Below are 22,638 nucleotides of genomic sequence, written 5' to 3'. Positions count from 1 at the left end.
CCGGAACTCCGGGCCCCCCGCTCCGTTCTCCCTCCCCGGAGGGACCGGCTAATCGACCTTCCTGTAGATCTGCTTCTTGGCGTGGCAGATGGGGCACTCCTCGGGAGCCTCCGTCCCCTTGTGGACGTGGCCGCAGACGGTACAGACGAAGAAGTCCTCCCCGTCGTCGGTCCCCAGGTTGTCCAGGACCTGCTGGTACAGGGCCGCGTGGACCTTCTCCGCCTCGTTGGCCAGGGAAAAGGTGCGCACCGCGTCGGCCCGACCCTCCGCCTTGGCCTCCTCGATGAAGGGGGGATACATCTCCTGGAACTCGTAGGTCTCCCCTCCCACCGCCGCACGGAGGTTCGCCGCGGTGTCTCCGATGCCCCCCAGGGCCTTCAGGTGGGCGTGGGCGTGCAGGGTCTCCGCCTCCGCGGCGGCCCGGAACATCTTCGCGGCCTGTCGATGCCCTTCCTTCTCCGCCACGGCGGCGAAGGCCAGGTACTTGCGGTTCGCCTGGGACTCTCCGGCGAAAGCGGCGGCGAGGTTCTGCTGGGTTTTGGACATGGTGTTCTCCTACCTCCCGGAATCCTTTTATTTGGAACGGTTTCAAACTACAAGAATCGCCCCCCCTTGTCAACCCCCGCACCGTCGCAGGGAGGGAACCCATGAAAAACGGGGCCCTCCAGGGCCCCGTGGCGTTCCTTTTTGGAGAGGCGCTCCCTCAGCGCCGCCGCAGGAAGAGGAGCGGCAGAACCAGGAGGACCAGCCCCCAGGGGGTTCCTAGGGCGGAGCAGCCGCCCCCTCCGCTGGAGCCGGAGCCGCCGTGGGCCCCTTCGTAGGCCCCCATGTCCACCACCGACTCCTGAATGCGCGCCTCTCCCCCCAGGTCCAGGGTCTCCGTGACCGAGACGTTGCTGCCCACGTTCAAGCAGGGGGACCCGGAGAGCAGGCGCAGGTCGTCGTCCGCCGTGCCCGCGGTGCCGTCGGGCCCCTTGGGGTTCCGGAGCTTCGGCTCCAGGCCCGAGGAGGTGAGGTTCCCCGCCCCGATCCCGTGCCACCCCGGCAGGAAGGAGTAGGTCACGGAGGGGATGGTGCCGTTCCACCCCAGGGCGTCCCGCTGGTTCTGCCAGAAGAGACTGTTGACCACCACGGAGGGGGAGGCGTCGGCGAAGAAGGCCCCTCCGGTGGCGGAGGTGCCGCCGTTGTCGTAGAAGGTGCAGTTGTCCACCCGGACGAGGTTGTCGTTGTAGAGGTACGCCCCGCCCCCCATGCCCGTGGCCCGGTTCCCCGAGAAGGCGGTGTCCAGGGCCTGGACCAGGGAGACGTTGCGGGCGGAGATCGCCCCTCCGTCGGTGGCGGCGGAGTTCCCCAGGAAGAGGCAGCGGCGCAGGTCCACCCCCGCGCCGCCCTGCACCAGCAGGGCGCCTCCCTCCCGGGAGGCCTGGTTGGCCAGGAAGACGCACCCCAGGGCCGTCACCCGGTCCCGCCCCGAAAGGGCGCCCCCGGCGAAGGCGCTGTTGTTGCGCAGCACGCAGTCCGTCACGGTGATGGCTCCCTCCGCCATCACCGCCCCGCCGTAGTCGAAACCGGAGGTCTTCCCCTCCCGGAGGGTGAGTCCGGAGAGGGAGGAGCCCGCCGCGGTGGCGTCGAAGGCCAGGATGCGGGAACGGTTTCCGGCGGAGAGGGTCAGGCGCTCCGCGCCGGGGCCCTCGATCTGCACGGGGTACTTCACCCGGATCTGTCCGGAGGTGAGGGTGAGAGTGGCCTTGTCGGAAAGCTGGAAACGCACCGTGTCGAGCTGCGCGTCCCCGTCCGCGTCCGCCAGGGCCTGGCGGAGGGTGCCGGGGCCCGAGTCCCCGGGGCTGGTGACGGAAAGCACCGCCCCCTGGGCGGGAACGACCCCCGCCGCAAGAAGGGCGGCGGCACAGGTCAGGGCGCGCAGTCGCGCCGGAAGGGTCTTCATGAAAAAACCTCCTCGGGGCCGCTTCGTAGCCGGGCCCAGGGCCATTCTCCGGGTTTGCGCCCGATCCGTCAAATGGCGGAGGAGGTCATCCCGAAACGCTGCAAGAGAGCCGATACCCAAGGGACGTGGGGTGCAAGGAGGTGATGCTCGTGGACCTTGTGGCGGGAGTGCAACAGTCCGTGGCTGCGGCGCAGCAGGTGAACATCCAGTACGCCGTGGCTTCCAAGATCCTCAAGACCAGCGCGGATCTCCAAAAGGACATGCTCGGCCAGCTCCTGGGAAGCATGGGCATCGGCAACAACCTCAACGTCGAGGGCTGACGCACCCCCAGCCCTTGCGGCGGGAGCCCCGGATCGCTCCGAGGCTCCCGCCTTCGTTTCTTCCCCCCTGATTCGCCCCTACCCGAGGGGCAGGTCCTGGTAGCGGTCGTACAGGGCGTCCATCACGTCGTGGTTTTCCTGGAACCACTGGAGCACCTCCGGGGCGAAGTGGTCCGGCCTCGTGCGGTCGTTGCCCCGGAGGATCGTCCGCACCACCTCGTCGTGGGGCAGGCCGGGCTTGTAGGACCGGGGAGAGCGCAGGGCGTCGTACACGTCCGCCAGGGCCACGATGCGCCCCTCCCAGGGGATCTGCTCCCCCGAAAGGCCGAAGGGGTATCCCGTGCCGTCCCATTTCTCGTGGTGGGTGAGGCAGATGCGCCGGGCCATGGCAAGCCACGCCGCGTCCCCGATGATCTCCGCCCCCCAGAGGGTGTGCCGTTGGATGGTCCGGAACTCCTCCTCCGAGAGGGCTCCGGGCTTGGTGAGGATCTCCTGAGGGACCTTGAGCTTGCCCATGTCGTGGAGCCGGGCGAAGAGGGCCAGATCCTCCACGTCCCGCTGCTCCCGCCCCAGGTCCCGGGCGATGCGGGAGCAGTAGGCTCCGATGCGCTCCAGGTGCTGCTCCGTCTCGTTGTGGTAGATCCCCGTGATCTCCTGGAGCTTCCGGGCCAGGTAGTCGTAGGAATCTCGCACCTCCTGCTGGGCCCGGCTGGCGTCCAGATACCCCGCCAGCACCGACGCCACGGGGGTGAGGGTCTCCAGCAGAGCCTCGTCCCGGGGGCGGCGTTCCTGGAAGCTCACCGTGAGCCCCCCCACCGCCCGCCCCATGTGCACCAGACCCAGGGCCACCTCGCTGGCGACGGAATCGTGCAGGGTCAGGTACCCTGGGGTCTGGCGCACGTCCTCCGCCCACACCAGTCCCTCCCGCACCGCCCGACCGATGAGGGAGTCCGCCACCTTCACGGGCTCCGGGGGAAGGCCCTCCTCGTAGCCGCTCCAGGCCTGGGGAACCAGCTTGTCCCCCTCCAGCCGGTCCACCACCACCCCGAAGGCTCCCAGCATGTCCTTGATGGTCTCGGCGATGTGGGCCACCTCCTCCCGGGCCTGGTGGGTCCCCTTCACCAGCCGGGCCACCCGGAGGGTCTGCCCCCAGATCTGCTCCCGCTTCCGCAGGAACTCGTTGGACTCCTCCAGGGAGGCGTTCATGGCGGACACCTCCTCCCCGAAGGCGTTGATCTCCTCCTGCTGCCGCCACAGCACCCGCAGGGCCCGCAGGAGGCTGGCCAGCACGGAGTGGGCCTCCTCCATGCGGCAGGCGTCCAGGCGTTCCTGCACGTCCTTGGAGAGGTCGTCGATGGAGGCGGAGACCTCCTCGGGGTCCCGGGCCACCGCCAGGCGGGATTCCAGGACCTGGGAGAGATCCAGCAGTCCGCGGAATTCCGGGAGGACCTGGCGGTTCCAGAGCCGCCGAAAGGCCAGCAGGAGCCCCCCCATGAGGGCGAGGAGCAGCAGGGCGGGATAGACGAACCGCATCGCCTCCCCCAGGACGGAGGCCACGGGGATGAGCACGGAAATACGGGCGCCCTCCACCCCCTGGGTGCGGGCCCAGACGGATCGCCCCGTGGAGAGGGGAATCTCCTTCCACGTCCGGGCCTCCAGCACCTCCCGGTCCAGCCAGCCCCGGTGGTCCAGGGGAACGCCGAGGCCCGAGGGGTCCCGGGGGTCGTGCCACAGGAGGGCTCCCCGGGGGTCCGTCAGGAAGGGGGCCACGTTCTCGTCCGCGAAGGGTTCCAGCCCGGAGGTGTTGAGGCGCACCCCCAGGAGGTAGTCGTTCCCCTGGAAGGTGCGGACGGTGACGAACTGGGGGACCCCGTCGGGGTTGAGGAGGTCCGAGATGACCCAGCGATCCGTCATGCCCGCCCGCCCTGGCAGGCGGAAACCCCGGGGCAGGTGTCCCCGGATCACCTGCACCAGCCGGTCCCCCTCCAGGCGGGCGAAGAGAGACAGTTCCCCCGCCAGGGAGGCGAAGCGCTCCGGGGCCGCCGCCAGGAAGGAGGCCCGGTCCAGCTCCCCTTCCAGGGTCAGGGAGAAGGAATGGGTGGCCGCCAGCAGCAGGGCGTCCCCGTCCTTGGTTCGCTCCTCCAGACCGTTGTGGAAGAGAAGCCCCCCCTGCAGGAGGAAGAGGAGGAACCCCACCCCCCCGAAGAGGAGGGCCCAGCGCCGGGAGATCCGATGGAAGGACTCCCGCTTCATCGTCGTTGCCCCTCCAGGGGGGCCCAGTGACCGTCCCGAAGCGTCACGGGCACCAGGGGAAGCTGCACGTCCCCCGCCGCGTCCACCGGGAAGGTCCCCGTGAGGCCCTCCACGTACTGCAGGGCCTGCAACCCCCGAAGCACCCCCTTGGAGGTGGAGCCCCCCAGCTGCACCGCCCCGTCCAGCATGGCCACGGCTCCGTACCCCGGGTCCAGCACCGAGGGGTCCAGGACGGCGCTGTAGCGCCGACCCAGGAAGACCAGGAAGGGGTGGTTCGGGTCGGGAAAGCGGGGGGGGAAGAACACCGCGGAGATCAGGTTGCGGACCCCCGGTCCCGCCAGGGCGGCGGAGCGCTCCGTGACCCCCCAGTCGGAGGTCCAGAGGGTCATCTTCGGGTGGGCCTCGGCGATGCGCTGGGCGTAGACCCCCGTGAGAAAGGCGGGGAGGAAGAACACCGCCCCGTCGTATAGCCCCGAGGCCAGGACCCCCAGCACCGACTCCAGGTCCTGCGTCCCCTCCACCTCCAGGACCCGCTGGGGGGAGATCCCCAACCCCGTGGCGAACCCCGCAAGCTGGGGCACCCCGTAGACCGGGTTGCTCCGATCCAGGACCGCCACGTACCGGGAGAAGTCCCCCCGCAGGCGGGCCAGGGCTCCTGCCGCCTCCCCCCCGGAGGGTCCGGTGTAGCGGAAGAGCAGGTCTCCGCTTCGAGCCAGGATGGGGGAGTTGGCGGTAGGGGAGATACAGGGAATGCCCCGCCGCTCCAGGAGACCGGAGATGCGCCCCGTGAAGCTGGAGGTGGCCCCTCCGAGGACCACCACCGCCCCGGAGGAACGGATGCGTTCCAAGGCCGCCTCCTCCGGTAGTCCCGTGAGCACCACGGGAACGTATCGATAGGGGACCAGCCGACGGGCCGTCTGGTTGCGGTAGTCCAGCGCCTGGAGCACCGCATGCTGCACCTTGCTCCCCAGTCCGGCACCGCTCCCGGAGCCCTCGAACCACAGGGCCACCACCACGGGGGCGGGGCGAAGGGCCACGGCGATGAAGCCCAGCAGGAGCAACCCGAACAAGGCCAAGAGGATTTTCGGTTTCACGAACCGATCCACCTTCCCCGAAACGAGAGATTGTTGATCCGGCGACAGGACGGGACACCCAGGACGTACGCCTCGGGCAGGGATCGAAAAGGGGAGGCCCCCTTCCGGCGGCCTCCCGGGTCGTTCAGTCTCCTTCCGGATTCAGCAGGGGGACCAGGCGGCGGTCGTCCACGTTGCCTCCGGACACCACCACCCCCACCCGACGCCCCGCCACGTCCAGCCGCTCCGCCAGCAGGGCCGCCACCCCCACGGCGCCGCCCCCCTCCACCACCTGGTGGTGGTGGCGATGCAGCCAGGCCATGGCGCGTCCGATCTCCTCCTCCGTCACCGCCACCAGCCCCGCCAGGCGGGGGCGCAGGAACTCGAAGAGGGGCTGGGACGCCGCCCCGGAGAGGGCGTCCGCCAGGGTGGCCCCTTCCTCCACGGGCACCACCCGACCCCGGCGCCAGGCTTCCTCCCAGCTGGGGTTGGTGGCCGCGTGCACCCCGTAGATCCGAATGCCCGGCCGCAGGGCGCAGGCCGCCGCGGTCACCCCGGAGATGAGACCCCCTCCGCTGATGGGGACCACCAGGTCGTCCAGCTCCGGCTCGTCCTCCAGCATCTCCAGACCCAGGGTTCCCTGCCCCGAGGCCACCAGGAGATCCTCGTAGGCGGAAACATACGTGCAGCCTTCCGTCCGGGCGAAGTCCTTGGCCGCCTCCTCCGCCTCGTCGTACACCGTCCCCACCACCCGGAGGTCCACCCAATCCCCTCCCCGGTAGCGGATGGCCTGCCTCTTCGTCTCCGGGCACCCCCCGGGAACGAAGATCACCGCCCGGACGCGGAACATCGCCGCAGCGGTGGCCACGCCCTGGGCATGGTTTCCCGAAGAGGCGGTCACCACCCCCCGGTCCCGCTCCTCTGCCGTGAGGGCGCAGACCCGGTTCAGGGCCCCGCGGAGCTTGAAGGACCCCGTGAGCTGATGGTTCTCCCACTTGATCAGGACCTCCGCTCCCGTGCGGTCGCTCAGGGGGAAGGACTTCTCCAGGGGGGTGCGGCGGACCCGTCCCTGAAGGAAGCGACGGGCCAGCAGGACGTCGGTGACGGTGGGCGACAGGACCATGGGGTTTCCTCCTTGCGGACGCGACGGGACGACGGGGGATGGTCGCATCCCTTCTTTTCTGCAATCGTAACACAGCCTGGAGATTTCCTCATGGTCGCCCCCACTGGGGGCTACTTGCAAATCTCTCGCAACTGATCTATCCTCCCCCCCATGGAACGCTGCGACCCCCTCACCCTGCTGAAGCAACGGGGGCTGCGGGCCACCCCCCAGAGGGTGGCCCTGCTGTCCTGGATCCTCCTCTCCCCGGGACCCTTCACCGCCGGAGACCTGGAGGCCGCCTGCCCTTCCCTGGGAGCGGACGCCGCCACGGTCTACCGGTTTCTCCACCGCCTGGCCGACGTGGGACTGATCCGGGAGATCCCCTGTCCCGGGGGGGAGGGGACCTTCGGGACGGGGCGGGCCTTCGAGAAGGCCTGCCCCCACAACCCGCCCCACTCTCATTTCTCCTGCCGCCGTTGCGGCGACCTCTTCTGCGTCACCGATCCCCCCCCCGCCGAGGACCCCGCCGTCCGGTCCCTCAAGCGCCGAGGCTTCGTGGTGGAGGGGGCCCTGACCACCCTGACGGGGCTGTGCCCCCGCTGCGCCGCCTCCGGGGGCGACGCGGTCGAACCGATCCCGGAAGCCCCTGTGTCCGAGAGGAGGAACCACCCCTGATGCGTCGTCGTCTCTTCTGCGCCCTCTGCCTGGTCCTGGCCCTGTGCCTTCCCGCCGCGGCAGCCCCCCTTAGGGTTTTCGTCCCCATCCCTCCCCTGAAGTACCTGGCGGAGCGGGTGGGAGGAAACCGGGTGGCCGTGTCCGTGTTGGTGCCCCCGGGGGCGGACCCCCACACCTTCGAACCTCGCCCCCGCCTCATGGCGGAGCTTTCCCGGGCAGCGGGGTGCTTCTCCCTGGGTATGCCCTTCGAGAAAGCCCTTCTGGACCGGGTCGTCCGGACAGCCCCGTCCCTGGCGGTGATCCCGGCGGACCGGGGCATCCTCCGCATCCCCATGGAGGAACACGGCCACGAGGGCGCGGGGGAGGCAGGGACCCGCCCGGAAAACCTGGACCCCCACATCTGGCTTTCCCCCCGCAACGGCCTGAAGATGGTGCGCAACCTCCGGGACGGCCTGATCTCCCTGGACCCTGCCGGGGCGGCGACGTACCGCCGCAACGCCGAGGCCCTGTCCCGGGAGATTCGGGAGCTGGACCGGGACCTCTCGTCTCTCCTGGCCCCCCGCAAGGGCATGACCCTGATGGTGTTCCACCCCGCCTGGGGGTACTTCTGCCGGGACTACGGCCTCCGCCAGGTGGCGGTAGAGGTGGAGGGAAAGGAGCCCAAACCCGCCCAGATGAAGGCCCTCATCGACCGGGGGCGGGAACTGAAGGTCAAGGTGCTCTTCCTGCAGCCCCAGATCTCCGCGAGGAGCGCCGCCACGCTGGCGGAGGCACTGAACGCCCGGGTGGTGAAGGCGGACCCCCTGGCGGAGGACTGGCTGGGGAACCTGCGCCGTCAGGCCCGGATCTTCCGGGAGGCCCTGGACTGACCTTTCCTCGACTCCTCGGGATGGGCTAAACTCCTTTCAGACTCACCCGAGGAGGTGCCGCCGTGTCGAACCTCGTCGATCTTTCCCCTCCCCTCCAGGCCCTGCTGGCGGGGTTGTTCACCTGGGGGGTCACCGCCGCCGGGGCTGCCCTGGTGTTCCTGCGCCGCAACCCCTCCCGCCTGACCCTGGACGTGATGCTGGGGTTCGCGGGGGGAGTGATGCTGGCCGCCAGCTTCTGGTCCCTCCTGGCTCCGGCCATCGAGCTTTCCGAGGAGCTGGGTCTTCCGGGCTGGCTGCCCCCCGCCGCAGGGTTCTCCCTGGGAGCTCTGGCCCTGCGGGGGCTGGACACCCTCCTCCCCCACCTCCACCCCGCTCTGAAGGACGGTTCCCCCGAAGGGCTCCCCACCCACTGGAAGCGCACCACCCTGTTGGTCCTGGCCATCACCCTCCACAACATCCCCGAGGGGCTGGCGGTGGGGGTGGCCTTCGGGGCCGTGGGAAGCCTCGCCTCCGCCTCCCTGGCCGGGGCGGTCGCCCTGGCCCTGGGGATCGGGCTGCAGAACTTCCCCGAGGGGCTGGCGGTCTCCCTGCCCCTGCGCCGGGAGGGGCTGTCCCCGGGGAAATCCTTCCTTTACGGCCAGCTCTCCGCGGTGGTGGAACCCCTCTTCGCCCTGTTGGGGGCCCTGCTGGTGCAGCTGGCCCGTCCCCTGCTGCCCTACGCCCTGGCCTTCGCCGCCGGGGCCATGGTCTTCGTGGTGGTGGAAGAGGTGGTCCCGGAGTCCCAGTCCGCGGGCAACGGGGACCAGGCCACCCTGGGCCTGGTGGCGGGCTTCGTGGTCATGATGGTCCTGGACGTGGCTCTGGGCTGATGGTGGTACAATGCCCGGGAACAGCGCCGCGCGAACGCACGGGAATCCGGTGAGACGCCGGAGCGGCCCCGCCACTGTGACCGGGACGAAACCGCAGAGGAGCCACCGGGGGCACCCCCCGGGAAGGCGCGGGAGTAGGAGGAACGGAAGCCAGGAGACCGGTTCGCGCAAGGTTCGGGAAGGAAGGCCTGCGCGGGCGGGCGCCTCCTGTCGGGAACTTCTTCCCGTCTGGGTGGGGCCGTCGCCGCAAGGCGGCGGCCTCTTTTACTTTCGGCCATGGAAGGGAGACGACGGCATGCCCTTCGCCTACTGCAGGGACCCTCAGTCCATCGAGGAGACCAGCCTGGGGCTCATCCGCTCCGTGCTGGACTCCTACGCCCTGGAACCGCAGCTTCGCCCGGTGGCGGAACGGGTGGTCCACGCGGGGGCGGACTTCTCCCTGGCCTCCCTGCTTCGGAGTTCCCCGGAAGGGGTCCGGCGGGGCGTCGAGGCCCTGCGCCGGGGGGGACCGCTCTTCTGCGACGTGGAGATGGTGCGGTCGGGCCTCTCCCGCCCCCTGACGGAACGCCTCGGCCTGCACCCCCTGGCGGCCATCCACGATCCGGAGGTGCGCCGCCGCAGCGAGGAGGCCCTGGTCACCCGGGCCATGGCGGCGGTGGACCTGGCGGCGGACCAGGGGGTGCGCCTCTACGCCTTCGGCAACGCCCCCACCGCCCTCTTCCGGCTTCTGGAGCGGGCGGAGGCGGGAGCCCCGGTGGACTTCGTCTGCGCCTTCCCCGTGGGCTTCGTGGGGGCGGCGGAGAGCAAGCGGGCCCTGTTGGCCTCGGGCCTGCCCTGCGTGGTCCTCTCGGGTCCCCGGGGGGGGTCGAACCTCTGCGCCGCCGCCTGCAACGCCCTGCTTCGCCTGGCAGGGGAGGCCCCTTCTCCCTAATCCTCCGCCCACCCGCGTACCCGTCCCGCCCCCCGGACCGAAGGCGCCTCGGCCCGGACCCGCTCTTCGGGGCACCCCGCAACCGCATCTGGAAGGAGGCGTCTTCGTTGACCAAGATCCGAACCCTCGCCCCGGTCTGGGCCCTGGCCCTGACCCTGCTTTTCGCCCTGGGAGGTGCCTGCATGGCCTCGTCGTCCAAGGAAACCCCCGCCAAGCCCGCGGTGCTGCTGGTCTCCTTCGGCAGCTCCATGCCCGAGGGACAGGCGGCCATCGCCGCCACCCTGGATTCGGTGAAGCAGGCCTTCCCGGGCACGGAGGTCCGGGTGGCCTACACCTCCCGGATCATCATGCGCAAGCTGGCCAAGCAGGGGCAGATCATCGACGATCCCCTGGTGGCCCTGGCGAAGCTCCACGCCGACGGGTTCACCCATGTGGCCATCCTGTCCACCCACGTGATCCCCGGGGAGGAGTACGAGGACCTGGGGACCATCGTGCGCTGCTTCGACCAACTGGGGCGCGACGAGGGCAAGACGGGCTTCCGGGGCATCGCCCTGAGCCGTCCCCTCCTCTGGTCCGACGAGGACTTCGACCGCCTGGCGGCGGCGCTGAACCGGACCTACGGCAAGCGCCTCCAGGACGGGGCGGTGGTCTTCATGGGCCACGGAACCCCCCATCCCGCCAACGGGGCCTACTCCCGCCTCCAGACGGTGCTGAACCGCATCAGCCCCAAACTGCTGGTGGGCACCGTGGAGGGCACCCCCTCCTTCGACGACCTGGTCGCCCGCCTCCAGGCCCTGGGGGTCCGGCGGGTCACCCTGGTGCCCGCCATGCTGGTGGCGGGGGACCACGCCCACAACGACATGGCGGGACCGGAGGAGGACTCCTGGAAGAGTCAGCTCACCAAGATGGGCTTCCGGGTGGACACGGTCCTCCAGGGCTTCGGCCAGAACCCGGAGGTGCGGGCCCTGATGCTGGAGCATCTGAAGGAAGCGGCGAAGAAGGCGTTTTAAAAACCCTCCGGGCCCCCGAGGCGACGACGCCCGGGGGCCCGGAGCGCCTGGTTCCCTGAAGGAGTCGACGGACCATGACCCTTATCCACAACCTCCCCACAGCACCGACGGAGTTGTCCACCAAGTTGTCCACTCCTGTGGATGATTCCCCCGACCCAGGAGACTTCCTCCTCCGGGGACTTCCTGTACTGGTCCTCCTATCCCTGCTGCTGGTCCTGCTGCCCGGGACCGGGGCGGCGGCCCTCCGGGTCCGGGACGACGCGGGGCGCACCGTGACCCTCCCCCGCCCCGCCTCCCGCATCGTCTCCCTCTACGTCGCCCACACGGAGAACCTGGTGGCCCTCGGGGCCAAGGGGCAACTGGCGGGGGTCAGCGCCGCCGACGACTCCGCCTGGGCGGGACCGGCAAGACGCCTGCCCCTGAAGCCCGACGTGGAGGCCCTCCTGGCCCTGCGCCCCGACCTGGTGGTGCTGCGCCCCCTGCAGCTCCAGATGCAGCCCCAGCTTTTGGGACAGCTGGAGCGATTCCACATCCCCGTGGCGGTGCTGGAGCCCCCGGCATGGGGGAACCTCGCCTCCTACCTGAACCGCCTGGGGGCCCTGACGGGACGGACCGCCGAGGCCCGGCGCGTGGGGGAACGCACCGTGGCCCTCACGGACCGGGCACGCCGCAGACACCAAAGCGAGCCCCGACCGGGGGTCTTCCTGGTGACCACCGCTCGAACCCTCACCACCTGCTCCCCCGGCTGCTGGGCGGACCGGCTCCTTGAGGCGGCGGGGGCGGAGAACCTGGCCTCTGACGCCCGGCCCCTCTCCCCGGGCAGCGCCGTGGCCTCCTTCGGGGACGAACGCCTCCTGGGGCTGGGAAACCGCCTGCGCCTGGTGCTGGTGCAGCAGGGGGCCATGAACGCCCTCCCCGCCTCGGAGCTGGCCCGGGACCCCCGGCTGTCCGCCCTGGAGGCGGTGCGGGCCGGTCGGGTCCGAGACGTGCCGGAGGCCTTCGTCTCCCGTCCCTCGGTGCTGCGCCTCCCCAAGGCCCTGGCCCTGCTGGAGTCCCTGGTGGACGGGGCCCGGGAGGGCGGGAAGGCCAAGCCGTGACGACCCCCTCCCTCCGCTGGGGCTTCACCACCGGAACCGCCGCGGTCGCCGCCGCCCTGGGGGCGGTGCGGTGGCTTTTGGCCCGGCCGACCCTCCGGGTCTCCGTCCGCCTGCCCGGGGGCGGGGTCCTCTCCATCCCCCTGGGGGGCTGCCGGGCGGTGCCCGGGGGGGCGGAGGCCTGGGTGGTGAAGGACGGGGGGGACGACCCGGACGTGACCCACGGCCTGGCGGTGGTGGCCCGAGTCGCCCTCGTCCCGGGAGGGGAGATCCTCCTGGAGGCGGGGGAGGGCATCGGGGTGGTCACCCGCCCCGGGCTGCCCGTGCCCGTGGGGGAACGGGCCATCAACCCCACCCCCCGAAGGATGCTGGAGGAGCACCTTCGCGGGGAACTGCCCCCGGGATTGGGGGTCCGGGTGGTCCTCTCCATCCCCGGAGGAGAGGAGGTGGCGGCCCGCACCTTCAACCCCCGCCTGGGGGTGGAGGGGGGACTTTCGGTGCTGGGAACCCAGGGAGTGGTGCGCCCCATGAGCGAGCCCGCCCTCACCGCCACCCTCCGGGCGGAGCTGTCGGTGCTGGCGGCGGAGGGGCGCCGGGCGGTCTGTCTGGTGCCGGGAAACTACGGTCGGGAGATGGCCCGATCCCTGGGGGTTCCGGAGGGTCCCCTGGTGGGGATGAGCAACTTCGCCGGAGAGGCCCTGGCAGCGGCGGCGGACCTGGGGTTTCGGGAGCTGCTTCTGGTGGGACAGGTGGGGAAGTTCGCCAAGCTCGCCGCAGGGTCCCGGGACACCCACAGCGCCCGAAGCGACGGGCGCCTGGAGGCTCTGGGGGCCTACGCGGCCCTGCACGGGGCCTCCCCTGAGGAGGTGCGTCGGGTCCTGGAGGCCAACACCGCCGACGAGGCGGCCTGCGCCCTCCTGGAGACCGAACCGGGACGCAAGGCCCTGGAGGAGACCGCCCACCGGGCCGCCGCCTCCGCCGCCCGGATCTGCGGGACCGCGGAACGCGTGGCCTGCGTGGTCTTCGCCCTCCCCCGCCGGGAACTGGCCCGGTGGGGGGACGTGGAGGCCCTGACGGCGTCCCTGCGCCGGGGGCCGGAGGAGGAGGAACGACCGTGACCGACCACCCGGAAAACGCCGTCCTGGTCCTGGGCATGGGGCCGGGGGATCCCCGCTGGCTTCCCCCTGCGGCGGCGGACCTGGCCCTCTCCCTGCGCACCCTCTTCGGAGACCCCCGACACCTGGAGCTGCTTCCCCTCGCCCCGGGGCAGGACCGCCGCCCCCTCCCCCCCCGGCTTGCGGACCTGCCGGGACTGGTGGAGGACGCCCCGGGGCCCGTGGGGGTGCTGGTGAGCGGCGATCCGGGGTTCTACAGCCTGGCGCGTCGCCTCCGGGAGGCCTTCGGCCCCCGGGTTCGCTCCCTGCCGGGGATCTCCTGCCTCCAGCTCCTGGCGGCCCGGCTGGGCCTCCCCTGGGAACGCACCGCCACCCGGTCCCTCCACGGCCGGGCCCTGCCGGACCCCCAGGACCTCCGGGCCGCGGCGACGGCCCCCGGAGGGGCGGCGCTGCTGCTGGGGGCCGCCCCGGAGGTGCCGGAGCAGCTGGCGTGGCTTGCGGAGGAAGCGGGGCTTCAAGGCCTCCCCGCCGCCCTGGGCTGGGACCTGGGGACCCCCCGGGAGCAGGTCTTTCGGGGGACCCTGGGGGAGCTGCGCCGCAACCCCTTCCGGGGTCGCCTGGGGCTGCTCTGGCTGGCCCCCCCGGAGCCCCCCCGACCCGAGGCGGGTGGGGCCGCCCCCTCCGGTCCCCTTCCCGGCAGGACGCCCTGCCCCCGCCGGGGCCTCCTGCCCGACGGGGACTTCCTGCGCCACCCCGGAGTGCCCCTCACCAAGGCCCCCCTCCGGGGGCTGGTCCTGGCCCTTCTGGCCCCCCTGGAGGGATCCCGGATCCTGGAGATCGGCACGGGCACCGGGGGGGTCACGGCGGAGCTGGCCCGCGCCGGGAGCCGGGTGGTCTCCCTGGAGCGAAACCCGGAAGCCCGGGACCTGGCGGCCCGCCACCTGGAGCGACTGGGGCTGGGGGATCAGGTCCGCCTGGTGGCGGGAAGCGCCCCGGAGGCCCTGGTCGACCTGGAGGAGCCTCCCTTTCAGGGGGCCTTCGTGGGGGGACACGGCCCGGACCTGGAGGGGGTGCTGGACGGGACCCTGGCCCGCCTGACCCCGAAGGGAAGGATCGTGGTGGCCTCCCTGGGGCTTGCCACGGCGCCGCGAACGCTGGAACATCTGGAACGCCGGGGCCTGGAGACAGGCTTCTGGCGCATCGCCGCCGCGGAAGGCCGCAGGCTGGGTCCCCACTGGACCCCCTCCGCCCTGAACCCGGTGGACCTGATCTGGGGGGATCTGCCTTGAAGGAACCCTGCATCCACATCGTCGGAGCCGGCCCCGGGGACCCGGAGCTGCTCACCCTCAAGGGCCGCCGCCTCCTGGAGGAGGCGGACCTGGTGCTCTACGCGGGAAGCCTGGTGAACCGGGAGATCCTGGCCTGCTGCCGCGAGAACGCCCGCCTGGCCGACTCCGCCCCCCTCTCTCTGGAGGAACAGGTGGACCTGCTGACGGAAGCCGCCCGGGACGGAAAACGGGTGGTGCGCCTCCACACGGGGGACCCGAGCCTCTACGGGGCCATCGGGGAGCAGATCCGTCTGCTGGAGGACCGGGGGATCCGGGTTCGGATCGTTCCGGGGGTCTCCAGCCTCCAGGGCGCCGCAGCGGCCCTGGGGGTGGAGTACACCGTCCCCGGGGGGACCCAGACCCTGATCTGCACCCGGGCGCCGGGGCGCACCCCCGTGCGGGAGGAGGAATCCCTGACGGCCCTGGCCGCCACGGGAGCCACCCTGGCGGTGTTCCTCTCGGCGGAGCACGCCGCCGCTGTGACGGCTTCCTGTCTGAAGGGGGGGCTTTCCCCGGACACCCCCGCCGCCTGGGTCTACCGGGCCACCTGGCCGGACCAGAGGGTGGGACGCACCACCCTGGAAAACCTGGCGGCCTCCCTGGAGGAAGCGGGGATCCGGCGCCACGCCCTGCTGGTGATCGGACGCTGCCTGGACCCGGGGGACGCCCGAAGCCTCCTCTACCACCCCGCCTTCGCCCACGGACACCGCCGGGGGGAGGAACCCCGGTGAAGCCCCTCTACGTGCTCCACGCCCCCGCCGCCTCGGCCCTGGGGGAACAGATCGCCCGGGGGCTGGGGGGAACCGCCCTTCCCCTGGAGCCCGGCTCCCTCCAGGGTCGCTTTCGGGAACTCTGGGACGGGGCGGGGGCCCTGATCCTGGTGGGATCCCTGCCGGTGGCGGTGCGGGCTGCGGGCCCCCTGCTGCGGGACAAGGCCACGGACCCGACGGTGCTCTGCGTCTCCGAGGACGGGGGAACCGTGCTGGCCGTGGCGGGGGGCCACCTGGGAGGCGGGGCGGACCTGGCCCAACGCTGCGCCGCCCTGCTGGGGGCGGGGTGGATCCCCACCACCTCCACGGACCGCCGGGGCCTGACGGCCCCGGACCGCTGGGCCCGTCGCCACGGACTGTCCCTCCGGGGCCGGGAGGCCCTCCCGGGGCTTCTGCGCTCCCTCCTGGATCAGGGGTCCCTTCCCTGGTGGATCGACCCCCTCCTGGCGCCCTTCTCCGAGGACCCCCTGGCAAGCCCCCTCCCCCTGCCCTTCGGAGCCCGGCCCGTGGCCGCCCCGGAGGGAGCCCGGGTGCTGGTGTCCCCCCGGCGTATCCCCCTCCCCGAGGGGGCGATCCAGTTGGTGCCCCCCCTGCTGGGGGCGGGGGTGGGGTGCCGCCGGGGGGCGAAACGGGACGCCCTCCTGGAGGCCCTGGACGGTGCCCTGGAGGAGGCCCCCGGAGGCCCCTTCCTGCGGGAGGCCCTGGGAGCCCTGGCCACCCTGGAGGCCAAGGCCCAGGAACCGGGGCTGGAGGAGGCCGCCCGGACCCTGGGGCTGCCCCTGAGCCCCCTTTCCCCGGAGACCCTGCGGGCCCAGGAGGGGCCCTTCTCCCCCTCCGCGGCGCAGCGGCACTTCCACGTCCCCGGGGTGGCGGAGCCCTGCGCCGCCGCCCTGGGCTCTCCCCTGGGGCCCCGCCTGATCCGGGACGGGGTGACGGTGGCCCTCTCCCGCATCCCCTTTCCCGCTCCCCGGGGAAGCCTGGCGGTGGTGGGAACCGGCCCCGGGTCGGCGGAGTGCCTCACCCAGGAGGCCCGGTCCGCCCTGGAGGGGGCGGACGCGGTGGTGGGATACCGCCTCTACGTGGACCTGCTGCCCCCGGCCTGCACCGAGGGACGGCACGTGGAGCGCTACGCCATGGGGGAGGAGGAGGATCGGGTCCGTCGGGCCCTGGACCTGGCAGAAAGGGGGCACCGGGTGGCCCTGGTGTGCGGCGGCGACCCCATCCTCTTCGGCCTGGCCGCCCTGGCCCTCCGCCTGGGGGCCGATCGGGTCCCGGTGCGGGTGGTGCCGGGGATCACCGCGGCCCAGCGGGCGGGAACCCTCCTGGGGGCTCCCTACACCAACGGGCTCTGCCTCCTCTCCCTCTCGGACTACCTCCAGCCCTGGTCCTCGGTGGAGCGCGCCCTGGAGGCCGCAGCGGCGGGGGGACTCACCACGGTGCTCTACAACCCCGTGCGCCGGGACCTGGGGACGAAGCTGGCGGCGGTGCGCCGCGCCTTCCGCCGCAGGCCCACGGCGCTCCTCTGCCGGGACGTGGACCGGCCGGACCAGACGGTGGAGGCCCTCCCCCTGGAGGCGCTGACGGAAGATCGGGTGGACATGCGCACCCTGGTGGTCCTCCCCGGGGAGGGGGTGGAGCCCTGGAAGGGCCTGTGGCTGGACCGGCGAGGCTACGGCTCCGAAGAGGTCCGGGAACCCGCCCTCCCCCAGGACCCCCTGGACGTGCTGGTGCTGGGGGGCACCTCCGAGGCCCGGGAGGTGGCGGAACGGCTCCGGGACCGGGGGCTTCGGGTGGGAGCCTCGGTGGCGGAGGAGACGGGGCTCGTCACGGTGCCCCAGGGGGTCGTCCCCCTGGTGGGACGCCGGGACACCCCCGCCTGGATCCTCCTGCTGGAGGACCGGAAGCGGGCCGGCCTGGCGGCCCTGGTGGACGCGGCCCATCCCTTCGCCCAGGAGGCCCATCAGGCCTTCCGAATCGCGGCTCGGCGGACGGGGCTGCCCCTTTGGGTCCTGCGACGCCCCACCCCCGTGCCCGAAGGGGCCCTGGCGGTGGCCTCCCCGGAGGCCCTGCTGGCCCGGCTTCTGGAGAGCACCCGGCCGGGGGACCTCCTCGTCCTGACCCTGGGGGTGCGCCTGCTGCCCCGCCTGGTGCCCCCCCTGAAGGCCCAGAACCGCCGTCTCCTGGCCCGGGTCCTCCCCACGCCGGAAAGCCTGGACGCCGCCCTGGCGACGGGGCTGGAACCCCGGGAGGTCCTCTGCCAGTGGGGCCCGGGGGACGAGGGTTCCCTTCGGGCCCTCCTGGAGGAGTCGGGGGCCCGGGCCCTGGTCTCCAAGGCCAGCGGCGCCCCGGGGGGCATGGAGGCCAAGGCCCGGGCGGCCCGAAGCCGGGGCATCCCCCTGGTGGTGCTCACCCCCCCTCCCGCCGTGGGGACGTCCTTCTCCACCCCCGCGGCCCTGACGACGGACCTGCTGGACCACCTGGACAACCGGGTGGAGCAGCCCTTCGCCTGAAGCACTCCTCCTCGGACCGAAAAGCGGGGAGCCCCGAAACCACCGGGGCTCCCCGCTTCGTGTCGCCACTGTCGTGCCCGCAGGGGCGAATTACCTACGCCGCAGGAAGGCCACCGGGGCCAGGACCAGGAGCACCGCCACCGCCGGGAACGCCCCGGCGTCGCAGCCGCCGCTGCTCCGATGTCCCGGAGTGGGGGTGTGGGTGATCGTGGGGATCACCCCCGTGGCCACCGCCAGGACCCGCCCCGATGCGTCCAGGGCGTTGCCCTCCACCCGGACCGTCCGGGCCCCGCTGGTCGACGCGACGGGGGTGGCGGGGACGAAGGTCCCCTGAACCCAGTCGTAGAGATACCACGTTTCCAGGGTGTAGCCGTTCCCTTCCTTCGGGAGGACCAGGTCGAAGCCCGCAGGCTTCTGCCCGGGCTGGTCCGTCGCCTCGGCGGTGAAGAAGTAGCCGAAGCGCACCTCCTTGCTCCCCAGGGCGGTCTTGTTCAGAGGAGCCAGCTCCGCGGAGCCCAGGGGCAGACAGGAGGCCACGACGGCGCCGTCCAGGAAGGGACGGGCCACGGACAGGGCCTCCGCCGGGAGGGAGAGGACGCTCATGCAGCGGTAGACGGGATACTCCCCTCCCACCGTCACGGGGACGAAGCCCGCGGTGCTCTTGCCCAGGGCGTTCATGGTGAGCCAGTAGTTCCCCAGGTTCCGGTTCGCCAGAGGCTCCAGGGCCAGGGCCGCCGGGTTCGCGGAGGGCTGATCCAGGGTGACCACGTAGGACCCGGCGGGGAAGGTCACGGTCCGGCTGGAGGCGGTGACGCCGTTGATGACCTTGGTGATGGTCCCGTTCCAGGGGAAGTAGTCCGTGCCCCGGTGCTCCATGTCCAGGGCCGGGTCGTCGTCGTTCACCACTTCGTCGATGCGGTAGGCCTCCACGGGAACCGAGGTCGCCTGGGTGAGACGGCGCACCGTCACCCCCGTGCAGGTCAGCCGCTCCGCCACCGCCCCCATGTCCCCGGAGAGGATGTAGGCGTAGGGGCGCGCCACGGACTTCACCGGCGTCAGCTGGTCGTTGCGGTAGGACTTGTTCATCTTCAGGGTGCCCGGGGCCACCTGGGTGTGGGCGGCGTTGAAGGAGAGCACCGCCTGATCCGGAGAGACCATGGTCTTCTGGCGCACCCACAGGATCAGGTCGTTCCCCGCGCCGGGGGCCGCTCCCTGGGCTGCCACCGCCGCCCGGGCCGCCGCCACGGTGTCCCGGTAGGTGTCGGGACGAGCCGCCACCTGGCGAAGTACCGACTCCAGAGCGGACAGGTGGGCGTACACCCGGGTCTTGTAGTTGGGGAGGACCTTGGGGGATCGGGTCTCGAAGAGCATGCTCACCGCAGGCTTCAGGCTCAGGGCGGAGTCCGTCATGGCCTCGTCGGGGGGGCCCTCCATGAGTTCCGTGGTGACGTCCACCTCCCCGGAGATCAGGGTGGACAGGTCCGTGGAGAGGACGTCCGCGGACACCTGGCGGGAGGCCCAGCCGTAGAAGTAATAGTCCCAGTTCAACCCCCGGGAGCGGAGGTCCTGGGCGATGCCCGACTCCAGCTGCCGGTTCAGGGCGGTCACGGAGGCGGGGACGTTGGCGGGGTGGGCGATGAGGGTCACCAGGTCGAAGAGGTAGAAGTCCCGATAGCCCAGGGACGTGCCTCCGGAGGACTCCCGGTTGAAGCCGTAGCCCATCTCGTGGCAGTCGATGCACACGTCGGGACGGTAGGCGTTCACCACCGTGTGGATCGTCCGGGTGATGGGAGAGGAGAAGCTGGTGTGGTCCCGGTTCTGGTCGAAGCCCCTGGACAGCTCCGGCTGTCCCCACACGGGGTTGGCGGTGTTGGTGCCCCGGGTGTAGCGCCAGGCCCCGTCCACGTTGAACCGGGGGATCATGACCACGGAGATCTTGTCCAGGACGCGGAGTTCGTCCGTGGCCAGCTTCTGGGCCAGGGCCAGCATGGCCTCGCCGCCGCTGTGCTCGTCCCCGTGGATCATGGCCTGGAGGTAGACCACGGGCTTGCCCAAGGCCTTCAGGTCCGCCGGGTCGAAGACCGGGGGCTTGCTGAATACCGCCAGGGGGAGCTTGAAGGTCTGCTCCACCGCCCCGGCGCTGGTCTTGGCGGCAAACTCCGCCACGATCTGCACCCGCATGTTGCTCTTGGGCAGGTTGTTCAGGAAGCCCAGCAGCTCCTCCTGGGTGGTGTTCCAGCCCACCTGGCCCTGCACGTCCGAACCGTGGTTGCTGGTGAAGGCAGGGGTTTGGAGGGTGATCCCCGCCACCTTGCCGTCGAACCAGTTCTTCACCACGTCCGGGTAAAGCAGCTTCGCCAGGACGGGGTCGCTGGCGATGTTGACCCCTCCGTAGGGGGTCGTGGGGATCGCGCCCTTGCCCTGCCGGAGGATCTGGAGGATCTGCTGCTGCGAGTCCCCCGCTCCCGGAGCCCCGAAGCCGTCCCGGGGAAGGGAGCGGACGGGGGCCGCCAGGGCGGGAACCGCCAGGATGAAGACCCCAAGGGTCGCCGCGAGAAGACGCCTTACGAAGCGGGACATGAACTCACCTCTCCTTTGCCGTTCTCTTTTTCCAAACCGCCGATCCGAACCGACTGCGCCGCTCGTACCCCCGAAGACCCAGGACGAAGCCTCACCCCCCCTTTCATGAAACGATTCATGCGTCATGGCGGTGCTTCTTCCCACGAAAGAAGGACAGAGGAGAACAGCTCCCTTCCTTGCACAGTATTGCAAATACTCCTTCCCTTGGCCAGTCAGGAAACGGATCTTTTGTCCCTGTTTCTTCCGGGACCTTAGGCGGTGAGGGAGCCTCCCCGCAGGGGCCCCCCGTCCTCCAGGGTGCTATAATCTCCCCGACCACGAACCGCCGGGGGCACGGGAATCCGGGATCCGAAGCCGGAGCGGCCCCGCCACTGTGACCGGGACGAAACCGCACGGATGCCACTGGGGTCCCCCCCCGGGAAGGCGCGGGAGTAGGAGGAACGGGAGCCAGGAGACCGGCCCGCGGCGTCATGGAACCGGGACCTGCGAGGGCAGGGCCCACCGGCAGCGGCATTCCCGTCCCCCTTCGTCCTCCTCATCCTCTCGGACCGGAGGCTCCGGTGTCCCCCCTTCCCGAAGGTCCCCCGAAAGGGGATCCCCTGATGATCCTGTACGGCGTGGGCGTCGGCCCCGGCGACCCGGAACTCGTCACCCTCAAGGCCCTCCGCGTGCTTCGGGAGGCGGACCTGCTGCTGGAACCCCTCTCCGCCCCCGGCCGAACCAGCGTGGCCGGTTCGGTAGTACGCCGCCACCTGGAGGCCCCCCTTCACCCCCTGGTGTTCCCCATGTCCGGGGTGCCGGAGGAGCGGGACGAGGCCCTGAAGGCCCAGCTCGCGACCCTGGCTCCCCTCCTCGAGGGGGTCCGGTCCGTCGCCCTGCCGGTGATCGGCGACGCGGCCCTCTACGCCACCGTGGGAAGCCTCTTCGACGTGTGGCGGGCCAGCCGGCCGGACCTGGAGCTGCGCTTGGTGCCGGGGCTTTCCGCCCACTCCCTGGCGGCCTGTTCCGCCCGCTCCTTCCTGGCCATGGGGGAGGAGTCCTTTCTGGTGGCTCCCGCCAGCGCCCCCTTCGACAGGCTGACCGAGGCCCTGTCGGGGGCGGACGCGGCGGCGCTGTACAAGCCCTCGGCCCTCCGGGAACGCCTTCCCGAGCTGGTCCGCGCCACGGGGCCCTGGGCCCGGACGGTGCGGGTCCATCGGGCGGGGCTGCCGGAGGAGCGGACGGTTTCGGGGCCCGAGGCGATCCTGCCCACGGAGGACTACCTCTCGGTGCTGCTGCTGTGGCGATCTCCTGGCCGGACCTTCTGAGGGCCGAGGCGACCCTCACCGCCAGCGTGGTGGCGGGGCTCGCCCTGGGGGAACTGGTGCTGGCGTCGGGAGCCGCGGACCGGATCTTCCGCCCCCTGCTGCCCCGGCTTCGAACCTGGCGCGTCCCGCCCCGGGCCGCCCAGGCCCTGGCCCTGGCCCTGGGATCCCCCCGGGCGGGGGCGGGGCTGCTGGCGTCGGGGTACGCCCAGGGAGACCTTTCCCGGGAGGAGACGGTCTTCGGCGCCCTCTGTCTGGCCTTCCCGGGCTACCTCCGTCGGTGGATCACCACCGCCTCCCTGGCGGCGGGCCTGGCGGGGGGGACGGGGCTGCTCTACGCCCTGGTGCTCCTGGGGCGCAGCGCCGTGCGGTTCCTGTGGCTTCTGGGACTGCTGCGCCGTCACGGCACCCCCCGGGACGAGGCCCCCGCGGCCGTCCTCCCCCCCTCGGGGACGGAGCGGCGGCGGCGCCTGCTGCGGGCCCTCCTGGTGTCCCTCCCCTGGGCCTGGACCTTCTTCGCCCTCACCTACGCCCTCATGCCCTCCTTCGAGGCCCTGCTGCTGGAGCACCTGGGACACACGGCCCTGCTGCCCCCGGCGGGCTGGACCGTGGCCGCCGCGGCCCTGGCCCACGCCACCGCCTCCCTGGCCGCCGCGGGCGGAGCCCTGGCGGCGGGGGAACTCTCCCCGGGGCAGGCCCTGCTGGCCCTCCTCCTGGGCAACGCCATCGGCACCGTCACCCGGGTGCTCCGGCAGAACATGGGCTACTGGCTGGGGCTCTTCCCCCGGGAGCTGCTGCGCCCCCTCCTGGTCTGGCACCTGGGCACCCTGCTGCCCCTGGAGGGCGTCACCCTCCTGGCCGCGGCCGCCGCCGTCCGGGCGGGGCTCTAG

At 71.9% G+C, this 22,638-nt stretch carries 19 protein-coding genes and 2 riboswitches; of the genes, 13 read left to right on the top strand and 6 right to left on the bottom strand.

Translation table 11 applies throughout. The features are described 5' to 3' along the window. Positions 1 to 48 precede the first annotated feature (48 nt). The gene (locus APAU_RS00835; protein WP_006299751.1) at positions 49 to 546 is read right to left on the bottom strand and encodes a rubrerythrin family protein; all 498 of its coding nucleotides are present in this window, start codon (positions 544 to 546) and stop codon (positions 49 to 51) included. A gap of 157 nt (positions 547 to 703) precedes the next feature. Then, entirely contained in the window at positions 704 to 1,945 is a 1,242-nt protein-coding gene (locus APAU_RS00830; RefSeq protein ID WP_006299750.1) for a right-handed parallel beta-helix repeat-containing protein, read from the bottom strand. A 143-nt stretch (positions 1,946 to 2,088) separates the two neighbouring features. Between APAU_RS00830 and APAU_RS13435 the strand changes: the two genes are divergently transcribed. After that, entirely contained in the window at positions 2,089 to 2,265 is a 177-nt protein-coding gene (locus APAU_RS13435; RefSeq protein WP_198004018.1) for a hypothetical protein, read from the top strand. Between the two features lie 78 nt (positions 2,266 to 2,343). Here the strand turns inward: APAU_RS13435 and APAU_RS14455 are convergent, their stop codons facing one another. The 3 genes from APAU_RS14455 to APAU_RS00815 form a co-directional block, all read right to left on the bottom strand. Beyond that, positions 2,344 to 4,518, bottom strand: coding sequence for an HD domain-containing phosphohydrolase (locus APAU_RS14455; protein ID WP_006299748.1), 2,175 nt, complete (start codon positions 4,516 to 4,518; stop codon positions 2,344 to 2,346). Beyond that, positions 4,515 to 5,612: an ABC transporter substrate-binding protein gene (locus APAU_RS00820; RefSeq protein ID WP_006299747.1), complete on the bottom strand. Its 1,098-nt coding sequence runs from the start codon at positions 5,610 to 5,612 to the stop codon at positions 4,515 to 4,517. Before APAU_RS00820 ends, APAU_RS14455 begins: the two co-directional genes overlap by 4 nt. Before the next feature lie 124 nt (positions 5,613 to 5,736). Next, positions 5,737 to 6,714 carry a threonine ammonia-lyase gene (locus APAU_RS00815; RefSeq protein WP_006299746.1) on the bottom strand — a complete coding sequence of 326 codons (978 nt, stop codon included), beginning with the start codon at positions 6,712 to 6,714 and terminating at the stop codon, positions 5,737 to 5,739. Positions 6,715 to 6,864: 150 nt separating this feature from the next. On the opposite strand from APAU_RS00815, the gene APAU_RS12340 reads away from it, so the two are divergent. The 10 genes from APAU_RS12340 to APAU_RS00765 all read left to right on the top strand — a co-directional run bounded on the left by APAU_RS12340 (position 6,865) and on the right by APAU_RS00765 (position 17,864). Next, on the top strand, positions 6,865 to 7,368 hold the full coding sequence (locus APAU_RS12340; RefSeq protein ID WP_006299745.1) for a Fur family transcriptional regulator: 504 nt from the start codon (positions 6,865 to 6,867) through the stop codon (positions 7,366 to 7,368). After that, entirely contained in the window at positions 7,368 to 8,237 is an 870-nt protein-coding gene (locus APAU_RS00805; RefSeq protein WP_006299744.1) for a metal ABC transporter solute-binding protein, Zn/Mn family, read from the top strand. Before APAU_RS12340 ends, APAU_RS00805 begins: the two co-directional genes overlap by 1 nt. A 62-nt stretch (positions 8,238 to 8,299) precedes the next feature. After that, the gene (locus APAU_RS00800; RefSeq protein ID WP_006299743.1) at positions 8,300 to 9,106 is read left to right on the top strand and encodes a ZIP family metal transporter; all 807 of its coding nucleotides are present in this window, start codon (positions 8,300 to 8,302) and stop codon (positions 9,104 to 9,106) included. Between the two features lie 39 nt (positions 9,107 to 9,145). After that, positions 9,146 to 9,267: riboswitch (cobalamin riboswitch) on the top strand. Positions 9,268 to 9,401: 134 nt separating this feature from the next. Beyond that, a complete protein-coding gene (locus APAU_RS00795) occupies positions 9,402 to 10,037 on the top strand; it encodes a precorrin-8X methylmutase (protein ID WP_006299742.1) in 636 nt (211 codons plus the stop codon). 107 nt (positions 10,038 to 10,144) lie between these two features. After that, positions 10,145 to 11,047, top strand: a complete 903-nt coding sequence (locus APAU_RS00790) for a sirohydrochlorin cobaltochelatase (protein WP_006299741.1) — start codon at positions 10,145 to 10,147, stop codon at positions 11,045 to 11,047. A gap of 74 nt (positions 11,048 to 11,121) precedes the next feature. Further along, complete coding sequence (locus APAU_RS00785) at positions 11,122 to 12,144, top strand: ABC transporter substrate-binding protein (RefSeq protein WP_006299740.1); 1,023 nt, start codon at positions 11,122 to 11,124, stop codon at positions 12,142 to 12,144. Beyond that, positions 12,141 to 13,259, top strand: coding sequence for a cobalt-precorrin-5B (C(1))-methyltransferase CbiD (cbiD, locus tag APAU_RS00780; RefSeq protein ID WP_006299739.1), 1,119 nt, complete (start codon positions 12,141 to 12,143; stop codon positions 13,257 to 13,259). The genes APAU_RS00785 and cbiD overlap by 4 nt, the downstream gene beginning before the upstream one ends. After that, entirely contained in the window at positions 13,256 to 14,545 is a 1,290-nt protein-coding gene (gene cbiE / locus APAU_RS00775) for a precorrin-6y C5,15-methyltransferase (decarboxylating) subunit CbiE (RefSeq protein WP_006299738.1), read from the top strand. Before cbiD ends, cbiE begins: the two co-directional genes overlap by 4 nt. Next, positions 14,542 to 15,315: a precorrin-4 C(11)-methyltransferase gene (cobM, locus tag APAU_RS00770; protein WP_006299737.1), complete on the top strand. Its 774-nt coding sequence runs from the start codon at positions 14,542 to 14,544 to the stop codon at positions 15,313 to 15,315. The genes cbiE and cobM overlap by 4 nt, the downstream gene beginning before the upstream one ends. Then, positions 15,312 to 17,864, top strand: coding sequence for a precorrin-6A/cobalt-precorrin-6A reductase (locus APAU_RS00765; RefSeq protein WP_006299736.1), 2,553 nt, complete (start codon positions 15,312 to 15,314; stop codon positions 17,862 to 17,864). The genes cobM and APAU_RS00765 overlap by 4 nt, the downstream gene beginning before the upstream one ends. Positions 17,865 to 17,954: 90 nt before the next feature. Here APAU_RS00765 and APAU_RS00760 read toward each other — a convergent pair whose 3' ends face one another. Then, the gene (locus APAU_RS00760; protein WP_006299735.1) at positions 17,955 to 20,444 is read right to left on the bottom strand and encodes a M14 family zinc carboxypeptidase; all 2,490 of its coding nucleotides are present in this window, start codon (positions 20,442 to 20,444) and stop codon (positions 17,955 to 17,957) included. 334 nt (positions 20,445 to 20,778) lie between these two features. Beyond that, a riboswitch (cobalamin riboswitch) is annotated at positions 20,779 to 20,902 on the top strand. A gap of 144 nt (positions 20,903 to 21,046) precedes the next feature. Between APAU_RS00760 and APAU_RS00755 the strand changes: the two genes are divergently transcribed. Next, the gene (locus tag APAU_RS00755; protein WP_040345228.1) at positions 21,047 to 21,751 is read left to right on the top strand and encodes a precorrin-2 C(20)-methyltransferase; all 705 of its coding nucleotides are present in this window, start codon (positions 21,047 to 21,049) and stop codon (positions 21,749 to 21,751) included. Further along, the gene (locus tag APAU_RS00750) at positions 21,724 to 22,638 is read left to right on the top strand and encodes a hypothetical protein (protein WP_006299733.1); all 915 of its coding nucleotides are present in this window, start codon (positions 21,724 to 21,726) and stop codon (positions 22,636 to 22,638) included. Before APAU_RS00755 ends, APAU_RS00750 begins: the two co-directional genes overlap by 28 nt.

It is taken from the genome of Aminomonas paucivorans DSM 12260, assembly GCF_000165795.1.
GTDB lineage: Bacteria > Synergistota > Synergistia > Synergistales > Synergistaceae > Aminomonas > Aminomonas paucivorans.
Note: the sequence above shows the minus strand (reverse complement) of the source record. Positions and strands in the feature narration are given on the sequence as shown.